Annotated in this window: 17 protein-coding genes; 7 read left to right on the top strand and 10 right to left on the bottom strand. The window is 60.7% G+C overall.

From position 1 onward, the window contains the following. The first annotated feature begins 21 nt into the window (after positions 1-21). Positions 22-858 (top strand): CvfB family protein, encoded by an 837-nt coding sequence (locus AC1D1M_RS29555; RefSeq protein ID WP_095944601.1) that lies wholly within the window; start codon positions 22-24, stop codon positions 856-858. Positions 859-1,010: 152 nt separating this feature from the next. Beyond that, positions 1,011-1,943, top strand: coding sequence for a DMT family transporter (locus AC1D1M_RS29550; protein ID WP_477778428.1), 933 nt, complete (start codon positions 1,011-1,013; stop codon positions 1,941-1,943). Here the strand turns inward: AC1D1M_RS29550 and AC1D1M_RS29545 are convergent. Then, the gene (locus tag AC1D1M_RS29545) at positions 1,888-3,069 is read right to left on the bottom strand and encodes an MFS transporter (protein ID WP_477778427.1); all 1,182 of its coding nucleotides are present in this window, start codon (positions 3,067-3,069) and stop codon (positions 1,888-1,890) included. The genes AC1D1M_RS29550 and AC1D1M_RS29545 overlap by 56 nt on opposite strands. A 104-nt stretch (positions 3,070-3,173) precedes the next feature. On the opposite strand from AC1D1M_RS29545, the gene ptrR reads away from it, so the two are divergent. After that, positions 3,174-4,067 carry a putrescine utilization regulator PtrR gene (gene ptrR / locus AC1D1M_RS29540; protein ID WP_477778426.1) on the top strand — a complete coding sequence of 298 codons (894 nt, stop codon included), beginning with the start codon at positions 3,174-3,176 and terminating at the stop codon, positions 4,065-4,067. Positions 4,068-4,201: 134 nt separating this feature from the next. Continuing rightward, positions 4,202-4,330, top strand: coding sequence for a PA1414 family protein (locus tag AC1D1M_RS29535; RefSeq protein ID WP_007972508.1), 129 nt, complete (start codon positions 4,202-4,204; stop codon positions 4,328-4,330). An 86-nt stretch (positions 4,331-4,416) separates the two neighbouring features. Here AC1D1M_RS29535 and AC1D1M_RS29530 read toward each other — a convergent pair whose 3' ends face one another. The 6 genes from AC1D1M_RS29530 to speB form a co-directional block, all read right to left on the bottom strand. Next, a complete protein-coding gene (locus tag AC1D1M_RS29530) occupies positions 4,417-4,668 on the bottom strand; it encodes an acyl carrier protein (RefSeq protein WP_477778425.1) in 252 nt (83 codons plus the stop codon). A gap of 72 nt (positions 4,669-4,740) precedes the next feature. Next, entirely contained in the window at positions 4,741-5,466 is a 726-nt protein-coding gene (locus tag AC1D1M_RS29525) for an MBL fold metallo-hydrolase (RefSeq protein ID WP_477778424.1), read from the bottom strand. An 85-nt stretch (positions 5,467-5,551) separates the two neighbouring features. Further along, the gene (locus AC1D1M_RS29520; protein ID WP_477778423.1) at positions 5,552-6,931 is read right to left on the bottom strand and encodes a sodium:solute symporter family protein; all 1,380 of its coding nucleotides are present in this window, start codon (positions 6,929-6,931) and stop codon (positions 5,552-5,554) included. Between the two features lie 85 nt (positions 6,932-7,016). Continuing rightward, on the bottom strand, positions 7,017-8,528 hold the full coding sequence (locus AC1D1M_RS29515) for a purine-cytosine permease family protein (RefSeq protein WP_477778422.1): 1,512 nt from the start codon (positions 8,526-8,528) through the stop codon (positions 7,017-7,019). A 55-nt stretch (positions 8,529-8,583) separates the two neighbouring features. Beyond that, positions 8,584-9,006, bottom strand: coding sequence for a YybH family protein (locus AC1D1M_RS29510; protein ID WP_477778421.1), 423 nt, complete (start codon positions 9,004-9,006; stop codon positions 8,584-8,586). A 9-nt stretch (positions 9,007-9,015) separates the two neighbouring features. Then, complete coding sequence (speB, locus tag AC1D1M_RS29505) at positions 9,016-9,966, bottom strand: agmatinase (RefSeq protein ID WP_477778420.1); 951 nt, start codon at positions 9,964-9,966, stop codon at positions 9,016-9,018. Between the two features lie 248 nt (positions 9,967-10,214). Between speB and AC1D1M_RS29500 the strand changes: the two genes are divergently transcribed. Further along, positions 10,215-11,108: a LysR family transcriptional regulator gene (locus AC1D1M_RS29500; protein WP_007972518.1), complete on the top strand. Its 894-nt coding sequence runs from the start codon at positions 10,215-10,217 to the stop codon at positions 11,106-11,108. Between the two features lie 4 nt (positions 11,109-11,112). Further along, positions 11,113-11,709: a tRNA-uridine aminocarboxypropyltransferase gene (locus tag AC1D1M_RS29495; RefSeq protein ID WP_477778419.1), complete on the top strand. Its 597-nt coding sequence runs from the start codon at positions 11,113-11,115 to the stop codon at positions 11,707-11,709. A 145-nt stretch (positions 11,710-11,854) separates the two neighbouring features. Here AC1D1M_RS29495 and AC1D1M_RS29490 read toward each other — a convergent pair whose 3' ends face one another. From AC1D1M_RS29490 to AC1D1M_RS29480, 3 genes are read right to left on the bottom strand one after another with little or no spacing between them, the layout of a single operon-like run. After that, positions 11,855-13,210, bottom strand: a complete 1,356-nt coding sequence (locus AC1D1M_RS29490; RefSeq protein ID WP_477778418.1) for an HlyD family type I secretion periplasmic adaptor subunit — start codon at positions 13,208-13,210, stop codon at positions 11,855-11,857. A 9-nt stretch (positions 13,211-13,219) separates the two neighbouring features. Then, the gene (locus AC1D1M_RS29485) at positions 13,220-15,379 is read right to left on the bottom strand and encodes a type I secretion system permease/ATPase (RefSeq protein WP_477778417.1); all 2,160 of its coding nucleotides are present in this window, start codon (positions 15,377-15,379) and stop codon (positions 13,220-13,222) included. A gap of 16 nt (positions 15,380-15,395) precedes the next feature. Continuing rightward, on the bottom strand, positions 15,396-16,754 hold the full coding sequence (locus tag AC1D1M_RS29480; protein WP_477778416.1) for a TolC family outer membrane protein: 1,359 nt from the start codon (positions 16,752-16,754) through the stop codon (positions 15,396-15,398). A 588-nt stretch (positions 16,755-17,342) separates the two neighbouring features. Here AC1D1M_RS29480 and AC1D1M_RS29475 point away from each other — a divergent pair. Continuing rightward, positions 17,343-19,009 (top strand): retention module-containing protein (locus AC1D1M_RS29475; protein WP_477778415.1); only part of this gene is annotated, 1,667 nt, incomplete at its 3' end.

Genomic DNA, 19,009 nt, shown 5'->3' with positions numbered 1-19,009 from the left:
CACGCAATGAGGGTATTGGACATGGCTTTAGTCGGGCGTTACAACAGTTTGCAAGTGGTTAAACACACTAACTTCGGTTTATATCTGGACGGTGGCGCGGATGGCGAAATCCTTCTGCCTAATCGTTATATTCCAAAAGATATTCCTAGCGAAGACGAAGACTGGCTCAACGTTTTTATTTATCTGGACAGCGATGACAAACTCATCGCAACTACTGAAAAGCCGAAAGTTCAAGTCGGTGAATTTGCCAGTTTGAAAGTTGTTGAAGTCAACAGCATTGGCGTATTCCTGGACTGGGGGTTGCCGAAAGACCTGTTGCTGCCGTTCTCCGAAGAGAAGCGCCAGATGACGGCGGGCGAGTATGTGGTGGTGCACGTCTATCTCGACAAACACACCCGTCGCATCACCGCGACCGCGCGCCTGGACCGCTACCTGGACAAGACCCCGGCCAACTACACCGCGGGTCAGGAAGTGGATCTGCTGGTGGCCGAAGCCACGGACATGGGCTTCAAGGCCATCATCAACAACAAGCATTGGGGCCTGATTCACAAGAACGAAATCTTCAAGTTCATGCGCGCCGGTAAAGAAGAAAAGGGCTTCATCAAGGAAGTTCGCGCCGACGGCAAGATCAGCCTGAGCCTGCAACCGGTCGGCCAGGAAGCGGCCACCAGCCTGAACTCGAAGATCCTCGCCAAGTTGCGCGAAAACAACGGCAGCTTGGCGGTCAGCGACAAGAGCGATCCGGCGTTGATCAGCAGCCTGTTCGGTGTCAGCAAGGGCAACTTCAAGAAGGCCATCGGTGCGTTGTACAAGAATGGCCAGATTGTCATTCATGCCGATCGCATCGAACTCAGTTGATCCCACTCTGACGTGTAGGGGCATTTTCTGGCCTTCTGGTTAATAATCGACAACATGATTTTTCGCCCCGGTGTGTTCTATTCAACGAGAAGGCGGGGGCTTTGCTTTTACTGCCGAGTCTTTGCCGTGGATTGTGTCTTCGAGGTGTTCCGGTGAGCGCCACCCGGCGCAGCGCCGACGGGTTTGCCCTGCAAGTGATGGTCGGGTTGTGCCTGGTCTGGGGCGTTCAGCAGGTGATGATCAAGTGGGCGGCGGCCGATATTGCGCCGGTGATGCAGGCGGCCGGACGTTCCGGCATGTCGGCGTTGCTGGTCGGGCTGCTGATCTGCTGGAAGGGCGGCTGGAACCAGGTGGGTGCGACCTGGCGCGGCGGTCTGTTGGCCGGTGCCTTGTTCGGCCTGGAGTTCTTCTTCATTTCCGAAGGCCTGCAACTGACCACGGCGGCGCACATGTCGGTGTTCCTCTACACCGCGCCGATCTTCACCGCATTGGGTGTGCACTGGTTGTTGCCGAGTGAGCGTTTACGGCCGTTGCAATGGCTGGGGATTGTCCTGGCCTTTATCGGGATTGCCATCGCGTTTGCCGGCGGGGTGTCCTGGGACAACCTTGATTACCGCATGTTGATGGGCGATGCCTTGGGTGTGCTGGCGGGTGCCGCCTGGGGCGCGACCACGGTGGTGGTGCGCGCCTCACGCCTGTCGGAAGCGCCGGTGACCCTGACGCTGTTCTATCAGTTGATTATCGGCTTTTTCGGTTTGTTGTTGATTGCGCTGCTCAGCGGCCAGATCACCCATGTCAGCCTGACCACCGTGGCGGTTGCCAGTGTGCTGTTTCAGGGCGTGGTCGTGTCGTTCTTCAGTTACCTGATCTGGTTCTGGCTGCTGCGCCGTTACCTGGCGGCGAACCTCGCGGTGTTTTCGTTCATGACGCCGTTGTTCGGCGTCACGTTCGGTGTGGTGCTGCTGGGCGAGGAACTGAGCCTGAACTTCGTCATCGGTGCAGTGCTGGTGTTGGCGGGCATCACTTTTGTCAGCGCTGAGCAGTGGTTGCGCCGTCGTTTGCGCAAAGCTCTCGGGCAGCATTGACCGGTGCGAGCAACAGACCGCCGGCGATCAGCAAGCCGCAGCCGGCGACCACCAGTGCCGGCTGCAAACCGCCACTGAAATGACTGCTCAGCGCCGCCAGCAATGGCCCGCTGAGCTGGCCCACGGCAAAGCAAGCTGTTAGCAGGCCAGCATTGCGCTGGGTGGCGTGGGGTGCCAGCTCCCGGGAGCGTTGCATCACCAGTTGCATGCAGGCCAGGAACGGCGTGCCGCACAGGATCACACCCAATGCCAGACCTGGCCCGTTGCCCAGCAGGCAGGCGAATACGCCGGCGGCTTGCAGCCATAACGTCGCCATCAACCAGTGACGCGTTGCACCCGGCTTTTGCCGACGCAGACTCACCAGCACCACACCCGTGGCAGCCGCCAGGCCAAAGCACGGCCAGAACAGGTCGGCCTGCCATTGGCCATGGAATTGCGCGTTGGCCATTTGCGACAGAAAGGTCGCCGGAATGATGTAGCCCAATCCGTACAAGCCATAGATCCAGCCCAGACGACCGATACCTTGTGTGCCGGACGTGCCGGCGCTGGGTGCAGCGGTCGCGGTTGCGCCCGGTTGTGGCAGGAACGGCAGAATCCCCAGCAGCATCGCCAGTCCTACGGCGGCATACACCAGCCACAATGTGGCGGATGTCTGGCCCAGCAGATTCGAGCCCAGGGCCAACAAACCGGTCAGAAAAATCCCCAAACCAGGTCCTGCGAAGACCAAGGCGCCGAGCCGAGGACGACCGGCCGCTGCCGCGAGCGGCTGGCTCAAAGCGGTGATCATCACCAGCACCCAGGCGCTGGCCACGCCGGTGCCGAAACGCAGCAACAGGTGCGACCAGAAACCGTTGGCCCAGAACGAAGCCAGGGTCAGCAGTACGCAGAGCCACAACCCGCCGAGCAAGCGCCGGCGAACTTGTGCCGGACGCCGGGAAAACATGGCGTCCACCGCGCCGATGAAATACCCGAGGTAGTTGGCGGCGGCAATCAGTCCGGCGGCGGTCAGGTCGATCTGACCTTCGCTAAGCAGATGCGGCAGTTGCGGTGTCAGGGCAAAACGGCCGATGCCCATGGCCATCATCAGGGCAACAAAACTGGCGGATAAGCGAATCAGGGCAGACATGGTCTGGATTCCGTTTGGAGGATCAATGACCGTCAGGCTAGGACTGATTGACTTTCTTTAAAAATGAATAATAGTGAGTAACTTGTTCTTTTTTGGAGAATGTCGTGGAATTCAGCCAATTGCGCATCTTCCAGGCGGTGGCGGAGGAAGGGTCCATCACCCGGGCCGCCGAACGGCTGCATCGAGTGCCGTCGAACCTGTCGACCCGGCTCAAGCAGCTGGAAGAGCAACTGGGTGTCGAACTGTTCCTGCGCGAGCGTCAGCGCTTGCAGTTGTCGCCTGCGGGAAAAGTCCTGCTGGACTACACCGCCAAGCTGTTTGCCTTGCGTGACGAGGCCAGCGCGGCAGTGCAGGGCGGGCAACCGGCGGGCGACTTTGTGCTCGGCACCATGTACAGCACGGCGGCGATTCACCTTCCGGGGCTATTGGCGCGCTACCACCGCCTGTATCCGGCCGTGAACCTGCAAGTGCAATCCGGACCCAGCGGTGAATTGCTCGAAGGCCTGCTCACCGGTCGACTCGATGCGGCGCTGGTGGATGGCCCCATGGAACTGGCCGGGCTCGACGGGGTGCCCTTGTGCGACGAGCGCCTGGTGCTGATCAGCGAGGCCGATCATCCACCGGTGCGTAGCGCGCTGGATGTGCAAGGTCGTTCGGTGTTCACCTTTCGCCAGGGCTGCTCCTACCGCATGCGCCTGGAAGCCTGGTTCGCCCATGACCATGCGGCCATGGGCCGGGCGATGGAGATCGAGTCCTACCCGGGGATGCTGGCATGTGTGATTGCCGGTTCCGGTGTGGCGCTGATGTCGGAGTCGATGCTCGCCAGTTTGCCGGGCCGTGAGAGTGTGGCCGTGCATCCGTTGGTCGAGCCGTTCGCCAGCGCTACCACCTGGCTGATGTGGCGCAAGGGCATGGTCGGGGCCAACCTGAATGCCTGGATCGAGCAGCAACAGGTGGTTTTTCCGCCGGCACGGGTACAGGCGCAGGAAATTGCCTGAACGCAGGCTGATTGTGATGGATTCAGTAACAGATCATTGCGACTTTGCGCGAGCATTGCGTAGGACTTCGGACTATTATCTGTGCGAGAGGCTACAGAATTTTGGCTGCTCGGCACTACCCTGAAGGGGGCACCATGAAAGAGAAAATCCAAAACTGGCTGCATGACCTGGGTGTGGCTCTCGGTTTGATCGAACCGCCTCTGCAACCCGTGCCTGTTCGTACTGACGACGAACAGCGCCGACGCCAGCAGCGTCGCCGGTAATGGCAGATAACATCTGACAGGTGAAAGGTTTCCCGTGGCAAGGGAGCAAGCTCCCTTGCCGCTTGGTGTACGTTTGATCACCAGCCTTAGTACCGCCCGATCTCCAGCAAAAACCGGCTCAAATCATTCGCCGTCCTGGCGGTCTTGAGTATCCGGTCCTCCTCCACCGTAAACGCCGTGACACCCAGTTCATCTTCCAGATGGAAGATCAGTTCTTCGATATCTTTTTTGTCCAATCCCAATTGCGCCAGGCTGGCGTTGTCGTCAAAGTCTTTCCGGCCTTCCAGCAGACGGCTGATGTAGCGGTGCACGACATCACGAACGGCAGCTTCTTTCATGAGCATTCTTCGAAAAGTAGGGGGTTCTGTTCTCCCTGCCGGAGCAGTTCCTGCCGTTGAGTACAGCAGGCTTTAGCCGTGTGAGCGCTGCCATTCGTCAATCATATTGCGCAAATGCTCCCCGGAAAAACTGCCGAAATGCCCGCCATGCACCGTGCGGATCGACAGCGAGTTCAAGCGTTGCAGGCTGCGGGCGTAGTCATCGAGGTTGGAGTGGTAGGCGTCTTCGATCAGCGGGCCGTCGTAGATGATGTCGCCGCTGAACAAGGTCTCGGTGGCGGCTTCATACAGGCAGATGCCACCCGGCGAGTGTCCCGGTGTGTGCACGACCTGCAACACCCGATCGCCCAGGTCCAGCACATCGCCATCTTCGATAAACCCTGTGGCCGGTGCGGCTTTGACCCGGTATTCGGCATAGCACAACGGGCAATCAGGGTGCGCCTCGAACATGTCGTCGCCGACAAAGGCTTTGCTCAAGTCGTTGTCACCATCCGGTGCGGCGAGAATGTCCGCCTCGGCCGGATGCACCAGTCGCTCGGTGAATTCGTGATGACCGGCGATGTGATCGAAGTGGCAGTGGCTGGCCACGGCCACCAGCGGCCGTTCGGTGATCCACGGCAGTTGCTCGCGCAGGCTGACCAGGCCCGAGCCGCTGTCCAGCAGCAGGTCTTTGTCACGGCCCTGGATGTGCCAGAGGTTGCAGCGGTAGAAGGGGCGGATGTACGGCTCGTGAATCAGGCGGATGCCGTCACTGAGTGGTTTCACCTCGAACCACTGGTTGCGAGAAACAATCTTCATAGTTCATTTTCTCCAGACGAAAAAAAACGAGTGTGGCAACCGACGCCACACTCGTCGAAGAAAAAGTTAATCCGTTCTTTTCAGTTTAGGCAGCGCTGGCCACCGCTGCCGGGCGACGGGACAGCAGGCTGACCAGCACGAAGCTCACCAGGCCTACACCGAGGCTGTAGTAGATCGGTGTGTTGGCGTCCAGACCGTCCTTGAACATGAACAGCAGCGCGGTGGCGAAGCCCATGCCCATGCTGGCGATAGCGCCGGCGGTGGTGGCGCGCTTCCAGAAGATCGCACCCATCAGCGGGATCAGCATGCCGCCCACCAACAAGTTGTAGGCCAGGGTCAGGGCGCTGATCACGTCGTTCACGATCAGAGCGATGCCCAGAACCACGATACCGGTCAACAGGGTGAACAGGCGGTTGATCGCCAGGCTCGACTGTTTGCCGCCGCGCAGTTTCGGCAGCAGGTCTTCGGTCAGGGTGGTAGCAGCGGCGAGCAGGCCAGCGCTGGCGGTGGACATCATGGCGGCCAGTGCGGCAGCGATCACCAGGCCACGGATACCGTCCGGCAGGGACAGTTTGACGATGGCGGCGAAGGCGTTGTTGACGTTGTCCAGATCCGGGATCAGTACGTGAGCAGCCATGCCGATCAAGGCACAGGCCAGACCGTAGAGGATGCAGTAGATACCGGCAGCGGTACCGGCAACCTGAGCCACTTTGGCGGTCTTGACGGTGAACACCCGTTGCCAGATGTCCTGACCGATCAGGATGCCGAAAAAGTAGATCATGAAGTAGGTGATGATCGTGTCCCAGCCGATGGTGGTGAAGCTGAAGCTCGCCGCCGGCAGTTTCATTACCAACTCATCCCAGCCGCCGACGCGGTACAGGCAGATCGGCAACAGGATGAACATCAGGCCCACAGTCTTGATCACGAACTGGACGATGTCGGTCAGGGTCAGCGACCACATGCCGCCGATGGCCGAGTAGATCACCACGACGCCGCCGCCGAGCAGTACCGAGATCCAGAACGGCAGGCCAAACAGCACTTGCAGGACGGTGCCGATCGCCAGGATCGAGGTCACGCCGATCATCAGCGCGTAGGCCAGCATGATCACCGCGCTCGCGGAGCGGGCCATCGGGTTGTAGCGTTTTTCCAGCACCTGGGTAACGGTGTAGATCTTCAGTTTCAGCAGCGGTTTGGCGAGGAACAGGTTCAGCGCCACGATCCCGCAACCCAGGGCTGCACACAGCCAGAAACCGGAGATGCCATGCACGTAGCCCAGACGCACGGTGCCCACGGTGGACGCGCCACCCAGAACGGTGGCAGCCATGGTGCCCATGTACAGGCTTGGGCCGAGGTTACGACCGGCGACCAAAAAGTCTTCGTTGGTCTTGGCCTTGCGCATGCCGTAGTAGCCGAGTATCAGCATCGCGGCGGCGTAGATGAGTACGACGAATAAATCCAAAGCCATTGTTGCGTGTCTCCGATTGTCTTTTTTATGTGAGGCTGAAAATCAATTCCTGTGGGAGCGTGTTAACCACAGGTAATGTGTTGAATCAGGCGGCTTGACGCATCGCCGGTTTTGCGAGCGAATCCGTGCTCTGGCTGCGAGAGTCGTTCGGGCCGAACACTGCGCTCGATTCCGGGAACAGGCTCAGCAGCGCCAGGTACACCACCGAGGCCAGGCCCAGGGTCACTGGCAGGCTGATGTCGATACCACCGGCCATTTCGCCCAGCGGCCCGACAAACTGACCCGGCAGGTTGACGAAGCACAGGCCGACGGCCGCGCTCGGGATCCAGGCACCCAGGCCACGCCAGTTCCAGCCGTGGGTGAACCAGTAACGGCCACCTTTCTCGCCGCGGGTGAACACTTGCAGGTCATCCGGGCAGTAGAAGCCGCGACGCACCAGCAGGCCGATGATCATGATCACCATCCACGGGGTGGTGCAGGTGATGATCAGCACGGCGAAGGTCGACACGCTCTGCACCAGGTTGGCCGCGAAGCGCCCGATGAAGATGAAGGCAATCGACATCACACCGATCAGCAGCGTGGCCTTGACCCGCGACAGTACACGTGGGAACACGCTGGACATGTCGAGGCCGGTGCCGTAGAGCGAAGTGGTGCCGGTGGACATGCCACCGATCACCGCGATCAGGCACACCGGCAGGAAGAACCAGCTCGGCGATACCGCCAGCAGGCCGCCGACATAGTTGTTGGCCGCGATGTAGTCCGGTGCCTTGATCGCCACGATGGTCGCGGTGGCCAGGCCGAACAGGAACGGGATGAACGTTGCGATCTGCGAAATCACCACCGCCGCCATGATGCGGCGCTTGGAGGTGTCACGCGGAATGTAACGCGACCAGTCGCCGAGGAAGGCACCGAAGGAAATCGGGTTGCTCATGGCCACCAGCGCAGCACCGATGAACGCGGCCCAGAAACCCGGTTGGCCCATGTTGACAGTGCCGGCGTAGTTCGCATCGAAGGGACCGGCGAAGGCGAAGATGCCCAGCAGGAACAGCAGGCTGGCACTCCACACTGCGATCTTGTTGACCCACAGCAGGAAGCGGAAGCCATAGATGCACACGGTCAGCACCAGAATCGCGAACAGACCGTAGGCCAGGCCCAGGGTCAGGTCGGTTTCCGGCAGGCCGATCAGGCGTTTGGCGCCACCGATCAGCGCATCACCCGAACTCCATACCGAGAGCGAGAAGAAGGCGATGGCGGTCAACAGCGACAGGAACGAACCGACGATCCGCCCGTGCACGCCGAAGTGCGCACCGGAAGACACGGCGTTGTTGGTGCCGTTGATCGGGCCGAACAGGCCCATTGGCGCGAGGATCAGCGAGCCCAGCAACACGCCCAGCACAATCGCCCAGACGCCCGCCTGGAAAGACAGGCCGAACAGGACCGGGAAGCTGCCGAGAACGGCGGTTGCAAAGGTGTTTGAACCACCGAAGATCATCCGGAACAAGTCCGTCGGGCCTGCGGTGCGTTCGTTGTCCGGGATCTGTTCGACCCCGTGGGTTTCAATTTGCGTAAGGCTTTGGTCTTTGTTGTTGTTATTCATGATCAGCTCCGATCATAAAGGCGCGCTCATCGTGCGTGAGCGTCACCTGTGTTGGCTAAGGGGGTGGCAGCCCTTCCGGCATCGCGGACAAATGTTCGTGGCAGGCCAGCCATAGGCCTTGTTGTTCTTCGCCAGACGCTTGTTTCTTGAAAACAATCGTCTCGCGCTCCTGGCTAAAGTGCTGCTCCCCTTGCATGCGCAGCTCGGTGGCCACGTCATGAATGAAAATCGCCACGTCACCCTGCAGGCTGACGAAAGCGTTGCTTGAGGTGCACGAGAGCACCTCGAAGCCATCCTCGGCGCGCCAACCGTCCCACATCGCCTGATAGGCGTCGCGCGACAGCAGGGGCTGTTCGAGGGTGTAGAAGACGAAGCTGGCTTCAAAGCTGAACGCGCCGAAGTAGGCTTCGCGATCGTTACGGGCAAAAGCGGACACCAGATCGGCGGCGGCTTTCAGAACCTGATCACGTTCGTTCACGACCATTCCTCAGCGGTGGACTACGCCAGGCAGTACGCAGAGCATTTCGTACAGCAGGTTGGCGGCCAGCAGCGAGGTGTTACCCGTGGTGTCGTAAGCGGGCGAGACTTCTACCAGATCGCAACCAACCAGGTCGAGGCCTTGGCAGCCACGAACGATCTCGATCGCCTGAATGGTCGTCAGACCGCCGATTTCCGGGGTGCCGGTACCCGGTGCCCAGGCAGGGTCGATGCCGTCGATGTCGAAGCTGAGGTAAACAGGACCGCCGCCGACTTTCTCGCGGACTTCAGCCATCAACGGCTCCAGCGATTTGTGCCAGCACTCTTCGGCCTGGACGACACGGAAGCCCTGGTTGCGGCTCCAGTTGAAGTCATCGGCGGTGTAGCCCTGGGCGCGCAGGCCGATCTGCACGACACGATCCGGATCCAGCAGGCCTTCTTCAACGGCGCGGCGGAAGGTGGTGCCGTGGGCGATCTTCTCGCCGAACATGTGATCGTTCACATCGGCGTGAGCGTCGATGTGCACCAGGCCGACCTTGCCGTGCTTTTTATGGATGGCACGCAGGATCGGCAGGGTGATGGTGTGGTCGCCGCCCAGGGTCAGGGGGATCACGTTGTGTTCGAGGATGTCGTCGTAGGCTTCTTCGATGATGCGTACGGCGTCCAGCAGGTTGAAGGTGTTGATCGCCACGTCGCCGATGTCGGCAACCGACAGCGAGTCGAAGGGTGCAGCACCGGTGGCCATGTTGTAAGGACGGATCATCACCGATTCGGTGCGGATATCGCGAGGCCCGAAGCGGGTGCCAGGGCGCAGCGAGGTACCGATGTCCAGTGGCACGCCGACGAAGGCAGCGTCCAGGCCGGCAGCGGTAGTCAAATGGGGGAGTCGCATCATGGTGGCGATGCCGCCGAAGCGCGGCATTTCGTTGCCGCCCAGTGGTTGGTGAAGAATCTTGTCCACGGGTAGGGCCTCATCGTCGTTGTTTTATTTATTGGGTTGCGCCGTACACGGAAGGTACGGGCACCGTTGTGGGCCGATTCTGCAAAATGTAGTGGCCGGGAAGAATCGCTACGGGCAAATACTTAGTTCAGATTTTTCTAAACTAATGTGCGCGAGATCGATAGACTTCACCGCAACACGAAAGCTGCAGCTCCTACTGGGCTGTAGCCAGAGCCAGCTGAAATTCGAGCGGTGTTTGGAGAGTCCCAATGGCCAACGCTTTACCCGACCTGAAACTATTGCGCATCTTCGTCAGCGTGGTGCGGCACCAGGGGTTCGCCAACGCCCAGCAGGAGCTCAATCTCTCGACGTCGGCCATCAGCACCTACATGAGTCAGCTCGAAGCAGCCCTTGGCCTGGTGCTCTGCCATCGCGGCCGTGGCGGTTTCAGCCTGACCAGCAAGGGCGAGTTGTTCCATCAGGAAACCCTGCGTCTATTGGGTGAACTCGAAGGCTTCGAGCAGTACGCCGCCGCCCTCAAGGGTGAGTTGCGCGGTACCTTGAACCTCGGGGTGATCGACTCCACCGTCAGCGACAAGGCCCTGCCGTTCGCCGAAGCCATCGGCGCCTACAGCCAGGAACACCCGGCCGTGCACTTGCACCTGTCGGTGATGAGCCCTTACGAGTTGCAGCTCGGTGTGCAGGACAACCGTCTCGACCTGGCCATCGGTGCGTTTTCCACGCGCATGAGCGGTCTGGTGTACATGCCGCTGTACCGTGAACAACACTGGCTGTATTGCAGCACGCGGCATCCGCTGTTCAACGAGCGGCGCATTCCCGAGCAAGTCATCACCCAGCAGCGCATGGTCGGTCGTGGCTACTGGAGCCAGGCCGAACTGGCGCGTCACGGCTTCAAGCACAGTGCCGCGACCGTGGAAAGTATGGAAGCCCAGTTGATTCTGGTGCTGTCCGGCGCCTACATCGGCTACCTGCCGGAGCACTACGCCCAGGCCTGGGCCGACAAGGGCGACTTGCGGGTGTTGCTGCCGGCGACCTTCGGTTATCAGGCACCGTTCTCGATGATCGTGCGTCGGGGTCGTAGCCGCGAGCCGCTGATCCAGACGTTCCGCGACTTGCTTAAAGCCCAACTGAATCAGGCCTGAGAAAATGTCCAGAATCCAGTGCCCGCGCTGCCTGCGCCCGCAAAGCCACTGCCTGTGCCCATTGATCCCGTGCCTCGACAGCCGCACCCGGGTGTTGCTGTTGCAGCATCCGAGCGAAGTGAACCATGCGCTGAATACGGCGCGGCTGGCGGCGTTGGGTTTGAACAATGCCGAGTTGATCGTGGGGGAAGAGTTCGAGGATTTGCCGACGTTGTTGAACCGGCCGGGGTATCAGGCGCGGTTGTTGTTTCCCGGTGACGATGCGCAGCCGATGCAGGCTTATGCCGCGACAGACGAACCGTTGTTGCTGGTCGTCCCGGACGGCACCTGGCGCAAGGCGCGCAAGATGCTGCACCTCAATCCGCTGCTGGCGGCATTGCCGAGGGTGACGCTGGCCGAAGGCGGTGTGTCCCGTTATCGACTGCGCAAGGCGCCGGGGCCGGGAGCGTTGTCGACGGTGGAGGCGGTTGTGCAGGCGCTGGAGACACTCGAAGCGCCGACGTCGTTTGCGCCGTTGTTAAAGCCATTCGAGGCGTTGATCGAGGGGCAGATTGCGGCGATGGGGGAGGAGGTTTACCAGCGTAATCATTCTGAAAAATGATCGGTGGTCTTGCTGGCCTCATCGCGAGCAAGCTCGCTCCCACAGGTTTTGTGGTGTTTGCAGATTTTGTGTACGACGCGGACACTGTGGGAGCGAGCTTGCTCGCGATGGCGGCAGATCAGTCACCGCAGATTCTGGATACTACCTACCGCTCCCGCATCGCCTCGGTCCGCGCTTTCAACACCGGTTTAAGCAAGTAATCCAGCACCGTTTTTTCCCCGGTAATAATGTCCACCGTCGCCACCATCCCCGGAATGATCAGCAACGGTTTCACATCCCCGCCCAAATGGTTTTTGTCAGTGCGCACCTGAATCAGATAGAAGCTGTTGCCCTTGTCGTCGGTGATGGTGTCGGCGCCGATCAACTCCAGTTTGGCGCTCAGGCCGCCGTAAATGGTGTAGTCGTAGGCACTGAACTTGACCATGGCTTTCTGGCCCGGATGCAGGAATGCAACGTCCTGAGGGCGGACCTTGGCTTCGATCAGCAGGTTGTCTTCCAGCGGCACGATTTCCACCATGTCGCTGCCGGGCTGGACCACGCCGCCGATGGTGTTGACCTTCAACAGCTTGATGATGCCGTGAACCGGGGAGACCACGGTAGTACGGGTCACGCGGTCGTCGATGGCGATGCTCGATGCCGTGATTTTCGACAGGTCGGTGCGTTTCTCATTCAGCTCTTTGGCGGCTTCGGAACGGAAGCTCTGTTCTGACTCATCGATCTTGCTTTTGATCTCGTTGATCGCCGATTCCGCCCGGGGAATGGCCAGGGTGGTGGCGTTCAGCGAGCCGCGAATCTCCACCGCGCTACGTTTGAGGCGCAGGATTTCCACCGGTGACACCGCACCCGTGCCCACCAGCGGTGTGGACATGTTCATCTCTTGTTGCAACAACGCCAGGCTTGAGCTGAACTGCCCCTGTTTCGAGCGAAACTCCGCCAGCTCCTGGGTTTTTTGCCGAAGTTGCTCGGTCAGGGTGCGCTGTTCGCTGGCCAGTCGGCGTTGCCGCTGTTCGTACAGCGAGCGCTCGTCTTCAGCCACTTGCGGAGCCTTGGCGATCACTTCTTCTGACAGCTTGAACGGCCGGCCTTCGGCTTCGGCCGAAAGCCGTTCGACCTGCGCGGTCAAGGCATAGCGGTCGGCTTCGCTTTCGCCCTTGTTCGACAGGTAGCGCGTGTCGTCCAGGCGCAGCAAGGTGTCGCCCTTGTTCACCATTTGTCCTTCACGGACGAAAATTTCAGTGACGATGCCGCCCTCCAGGTTCTGGATCACCTGGACTTTGCTCGACGGAATCGCCTTGCCTTCGCCCATGGTCACTTCCTGCAATACGGCGAATTTGGCCCAGACCAGTGCGCTGATCAGCAGCGCGGCAGCCAGCCATACGGTGACTCGCGACCAGCGCGGTGAGTCCTGCAACGAGGCACCGGCGGTTTCTGGCATGAACTCGGTTTCGGCACTTTTGTTGAAACTGTCGAAGTAGCCACGGGATCCCTGATCGGCAGACATGGACGACTCCTAGACGGCCGCAGAGCCGACACGGCCCTTGCGCAGTGCATCGATGACCGCTTCTTTCGGACCGTCAGCGACGATCCGTCCGTTGTCCAGCACCACCAACCGGTCCACCAGGCTCAGCATCGAGGTGCGGTGGGTCACCAGCAGGATGGTTTTGCCCTGGACCCAGCCGTGAAGTTTTTGCCGCAGGACGTCTTCGCTGCTGTTGTCCATGGCGCTGGTGGGTTCGTCGAGCAGCATGATGGGTGGGTCAAGCAACATGGCCCGGGCCATCAATACCGCCTGGCGCTGTCCGCCGGACAGCAGTTGCCCGCGTTCGCCCACGGGCCGGTCGAAGCCTTGCGGGTGTTGCCGGGCCAGTTCGGTAACGCCGGACATTTCCGCCACTTCGAGCATGCGTGCGTCACTGATATAGCGTGCGCCGAGGGTCAGGTTGTCGCGCAGGCTGCCGGCCAGCAGCGGCAGGTCGTGGGCGACGTAACCGATTTGATGGCGCAGGTCGGCGACGTCCAGTTGCCGCAGGTCCAGGCCATCGAGCAGCAGCTGGCCTTCATCCGGTTCGTAGAAGCCCATAACCAGTCGCGCCAGGGTGCTTTTGCCTGAGCCGCTGCGACCGATGATGCCGATGCGTTCACCGGGTTTCACACTGAAGCTGACATTGGCCAGGGCAGGAGAATTCTGGCCGTTGTAGTGGAAGGTCACCCCGACAACATCCAGCGCGCCTTGCAGTTGCGTGCGCTCCAGCGGCCGCTGTTTGACGTCGCGCTCTTGGGGCAGGCCCATCAGCGCATCGGTGCTTTTCATGGTCAGTTGCGCTTGCTGATAGCGGGTGATCAGGCCGGCGATCTGCCCCAGTGGCGCCAGCACCCGACTGCCGAGCATGTAGCTGGCCACCAGGGCGCCGACGCTGAGGTTGCCGGCGATGATGCTGTAGACCCCGGCAATGATGGTCGCCATGCCGGACAGTTGCTGGATGAACAGCGTGCCGTTGGTGGCCAGGGCCGAGAGGTTGCGCGCGTGGCTGTCGAGGCGGGTGAGGGCGCCGTGGGTGCTTTCCCATTTGTGCTGGCGTTCGCTTTCGGCGCTGCAGGCCTTGAGGGTTTCCAGGCCGCTGAGGGTTTCGATCAACAGTGCCTGGCGTTCGGCGCCGAGGCTGAGGCTTTTCTGCACGGTGTCGCGCAGGCGTACCTGGATCACCATGGCGAAGATGATGGTGATGGGAAACGCCAGAATCGGGATCACCACCAGCCAGCCACCGAGCAGGCCGATCACCAGCAGCATCAGCAGACAGAAGGGCAGGTCGATCAGGCTGGTGAGGGTCACGGCGGTGAGAAATTCCCGCAGGCCCTGGAAGTCATGAATGCTTTGGGCGAAGCCACCGATGGTCGCAGGCCGCGCTTTCATCGCCATGCCGGTAATGCGCTCGAACAGGGTGGCCGACAGGATCACGTCGGTTTTCTTGCCGGCGGTATCCAGCAAGTGCGCGCGCACGACCCGCAGTACCAGTTCGAAAACGGTGCCGATCAGCAGACCGATCGCCAGTACCCACAAGGTCGAAGTGGCCTGGTTCGGCACCACGCGGTCGTAGGTCTGCATCACGAACAGCGGCACCATCAGTCCCAGCAGGTTGATCAGGAAACTCGCCAGGATCGCATCGCTGTACAGCCATTTCGACAGCTTCAGCGTATCGCGGAACCAGGCCTGTACCCGCGGCACCAGCGGCGAACGCAAGTCTTCGAGTTCGTGGCGAGGCCGGGCAAACAACGCCTGGCCACTGTAGTGCTCGGCCAACTCCTCAGGGCTGAGCCATTGTTCGCCGCCATCGGCTTCGCTGGGCAGGATCAGCACCTTGCCGTCCTCGCCATAACGGCGCAGGACGGCCGTGCGGCCGTTGTTGAGCAACAGCAGCACGGGCAGGTTGAGCGCGGAGATGTCCTTGAGGTCACGGCGCAGCAAGCGCGCCTGCAAACCGGCCCGGGCCGCTGCACGGGGCAGCAGGTCCAGGCTCAGGCGTTGGTGTGCCATGGGAAGCCCGGCACTCAGGCTGGCGCGACTGACCGTCGCGCCGTGGAGTTTGCAGAGGATCAGCAGACCGTCCAGAAGCGGGTCATCGAAGCTCAGGCGCGGATCGACACCGGTGTTGCCAGGTTCCATGCTGGTCATTGAACCCTCCCGGGCACTACTTCATTTCAGGCAGACGCGCTTCGTTTTTCACTTCGGTCTGGGCGATCGCGTCGGCGGGCAGTACGACCCGTTGCTTGCTCAACAACTGGCCCATGTCCGCCAGGACACGGTACATCGAGAACTCTTCGGTGTAGCGCACTTCGGTGTAGCGACGGTTGGCGTTGTAGAGTTCGTTTTCACTGTCGAGCAGGTCCAGCAGGGTCCGTTGACCGAGGCCGAACTGGTCCTGGTAGGCAATGCGTACGCGCTTGCTGGTGTCGGCATATTCACGGGCGGTCGGGGTTTGTTTCTTGGCATTGACCATGGCGTTCCAGGCCAGGTGAATGTTCTCGTTGAGCTGGCGCAGGGCATTGTTACGGATGTCCATGGCCTGGTTGATCTTGTGCGAGTCGGAGGCCAGGCGTGCCTTGTCGCTGCCGCCACGGAACAGGTTGTAGTTCATGACCACGCCGACTCGCCATTCGTTGTCATGGCCTTCGTCACCCTGCACATTGTTGTTCGCACCCACGGCAGCCTCGGCGTCGAGGCGCGGGTAGAACGGCGACTTGGCAACTTCGTACTGGCTCTCGGCCGATTGCACGTCGGCCTGGGCGGATTTCAGGAAAGGGTTGTTTTCCACCATGCTCTGCTGGGCTTCGGGCAGGGAGGCAGGGACTTCTCCGCGAATCGACGGCGGTGTTTCGAGTTCATCGGGCATGCGCCCCACAACGGCGTAGAAGTTCGACTCGGCGTCAGCCAGATCGACTTCGGCGGTGTCGAGATTGTTTTCTGCCAGTGCCCGGCGAGCCGCGGACTGGTCGGCATCGGCGTTGCTGCCCACGCCGCGCTGGGTGCGCAGGCCGATCTGGTCGTTGACCCGCAAGTGCGCTTGCAGGTTGTTTTTGGCCAGTGTCACCAGTTCGCGGCGCTTGAGTACTTCGAGGTAAACCTCGGTGGTGCGCAGGGCCAGATCCTGAGCCGTACCCTGAGCGTAATAGGCTCGTGAGTTGACCACGCCCTGGGTGCGCCCGACTTCATTGGCAGTGTTGAACCCGTCAAAGAGCATTTGCCGCAGGCGCAATTCCGACTGGGTGTAGTTGAGGGTTTCGGTGTGGTGATTGCCGAACGCCCGGGTATTGGTGTTATCGCTGTACCCGCGCCCGTAGGCCGCGTTCAAATCAACCGATGGATAAAAGCCCCCTTTGGCGACCTTCACGTCCTCATCCGCCGACAGGCGGCTGTCCACCCGTGATGCCAGCTCCGGGTGGGTCGCGATGGTGCTCTGGATCGCGTCGGTCAGCGTCATGGCCTGAGCCTGGGACGAGCAGGCCATGGCCAAGAGAACCGCGCTGCAGAGGGGGGTTAATAGGCGCATGTTACATCTCCCTGATTCCTGATGGTGCTTATCAGTCGCCAATTATTTGACGATATTTGTAGGTAAAGTTGTTTCACATCTTTAACAAAAGAGCTAAGAACATTCTGGAGCGTAGCTAAGAAATTTTTTTCATAACGGCTATGCAAAAAAAAACTTATGCGCTCTACAAAATCCAGCACATTGTTCAAGTCGAAAGCCCTTGTTTTACGAGCTCTAGGGCGCTCGTCGGGGTTTGAGGGAAGTTCCAATCCACTTATCGATATAGGGCGGAGAAGTGCTGGAGGGGAGGGACGCGAGCGATCTGGTGGTGACGGTTTTTTGTCACTTGAGTGATTCAAGATCGCTACGCATTGCTCACAGGCAACGTTGTTGCGCGCAGGGGTCCGATGCCATTGATTGCAGAGGGTTTTTCCCCAAACCGTAATCAGCGCCGTGAGCGACTGGCTGGGCGAGATCGTTGCCGGGGCCACGGCTTACTCAAGTAAACCGGCACCCGCAACACGATCCGCCAGGCAACCCGCTCGAGCCATGAGCACGTTCTTCGCACAAACAAGGTGCCGACAGCGGTTGGCATCGGAGGAAGTGCACATGGCAACGCTCATCGGTATCGTCAGTAAGGTCATCGGTCAGGTGTTCGCGGTTGCGAGCAATGGCACCCGGCGCGCGCTGGTCGAGGGGGATAAGCTGTTCGCCGGCGACCAACTGAGCACCGGCGCTGAAGGCGCGGTGGCGGTGCATCTGCAAAATGGCCAGGAGCTGACCCTCGGGCGCGGCAGCAGCATGCACATGACCCCGCAGTTGCTCGCCAATCAGATTCCCCATGTGGACTCGTCTGAGGCGGTGACGCCGAGCCAAGCGCAGCTGACGGATGTCGCACAGCTGCAAAAAGCCATTGCGGCCGGCGACGACCCGACCCACACCGCTGAAGCCACCGCTGCCGGGCCTGCCACGACTACCGGTGTACCGGGCGGCGTCCAGGGCAGTGGCCATAGTTTCGTCCTGCTCGAAGAAGTGGGCGGGCGAGTCGATCCGATCATCGGCTTCCCCACTGCCGGGTTCAATGGCATTCCCGAACTTCCCGAAGAACGCCTGAACGCTAATCCGGACAACGCTGTAGTGGCCGATGCCCCTGTGGTGCCGCCGGTGGTTGCGCAGGTGCCGAACAATCCGGTCACCTTCGACGGCCTGTCGGAGCAGAACGGCGAGCGGACCGTCAATGAAGCCAACCTGGCCGACGGTTCGGCGAGGAACGCAGACTCGCTGACGCGAAGCGGCACCTTCACCATCAATGCGCCCGACGGGTTGACCAGCCTCAGCATCGGCGGGATCAACTTGATCAGCGGCGGCGTGGCGGCAGGTTTCCCGCAGACGATCACCTCCCCGCTGGGCAGCACCCTGACCGTCACCAGTTACAACCCGGCCACGGGCGTGGTCAGTTACAGCTACACCCTCAACCGTGCCGAAACCCACGCAAGCGGCGAGGGTGCCAATAGTCTTGTCGAACACGTCACCGTGGTGGCCAGTGACAGCAATGGCGACAGCATTACCGGTACGCTGGATATCAGCATCATCGACGACGTGCCCAAAGCAGTCGATGACAACAATGGCACCGCCTCGGAAACCCTGCTGACCCTCAACGGCAACGTGCTGGCTAACGACGTGCAAGGCGCTGACCGCGTGCCGGTCGGTGAAAACACCGGACCGATTACTCCCGGCACCTTTACCGGGACTTACGGCACCCTGGTGCTCAATGCCAACGGCACTTACATCTACACGCTGAACACCAGCGATGCCGACTTCAAAGCCCTGCACGGCGGTGGCGACGGCAGCGAAACCTTCACCTATACGCTGACGGACTCCGATGGCGACAGCAGCACGGCGAACCTGGTGCTGCAGATCCACAACAACAATGACTCGATCACGATTGGTGGTTTGAACGTTGAGGGCGGCGAGTTGACCGTCTTCGAGAAAAACCTCAGCGACGGCAGCAGCCCAGACGCACCGGCCTTGACCCAGAACGGTACCTTCACCGTCACAGCCCTCGATGGTGTGACAACCCTGACCGTCGGTGGCATTGCCGTAGTCACCGGTGGCGTGGCTGCCGGCTTCCCGCAATCGATCACCACCCCGCTGGGCAGCACCCTGACCATCACCGGGTTCAACGCGACGACCGGCGTCGTCAGCTACAGCTATACCCTCAACGATAACGAAGCCCACCCAACCGGCAACAACGCCAACACCCTGCCTGAGCAGTT

Source organism: Pseudomonas sp. P1_F7, assembly GCF_056405655.1.
The sequence above is the reverse complement of the archived record's forward strand: the minus strand, read 5'-3'. Positions and strand labels throughout refer to the sequence as shown.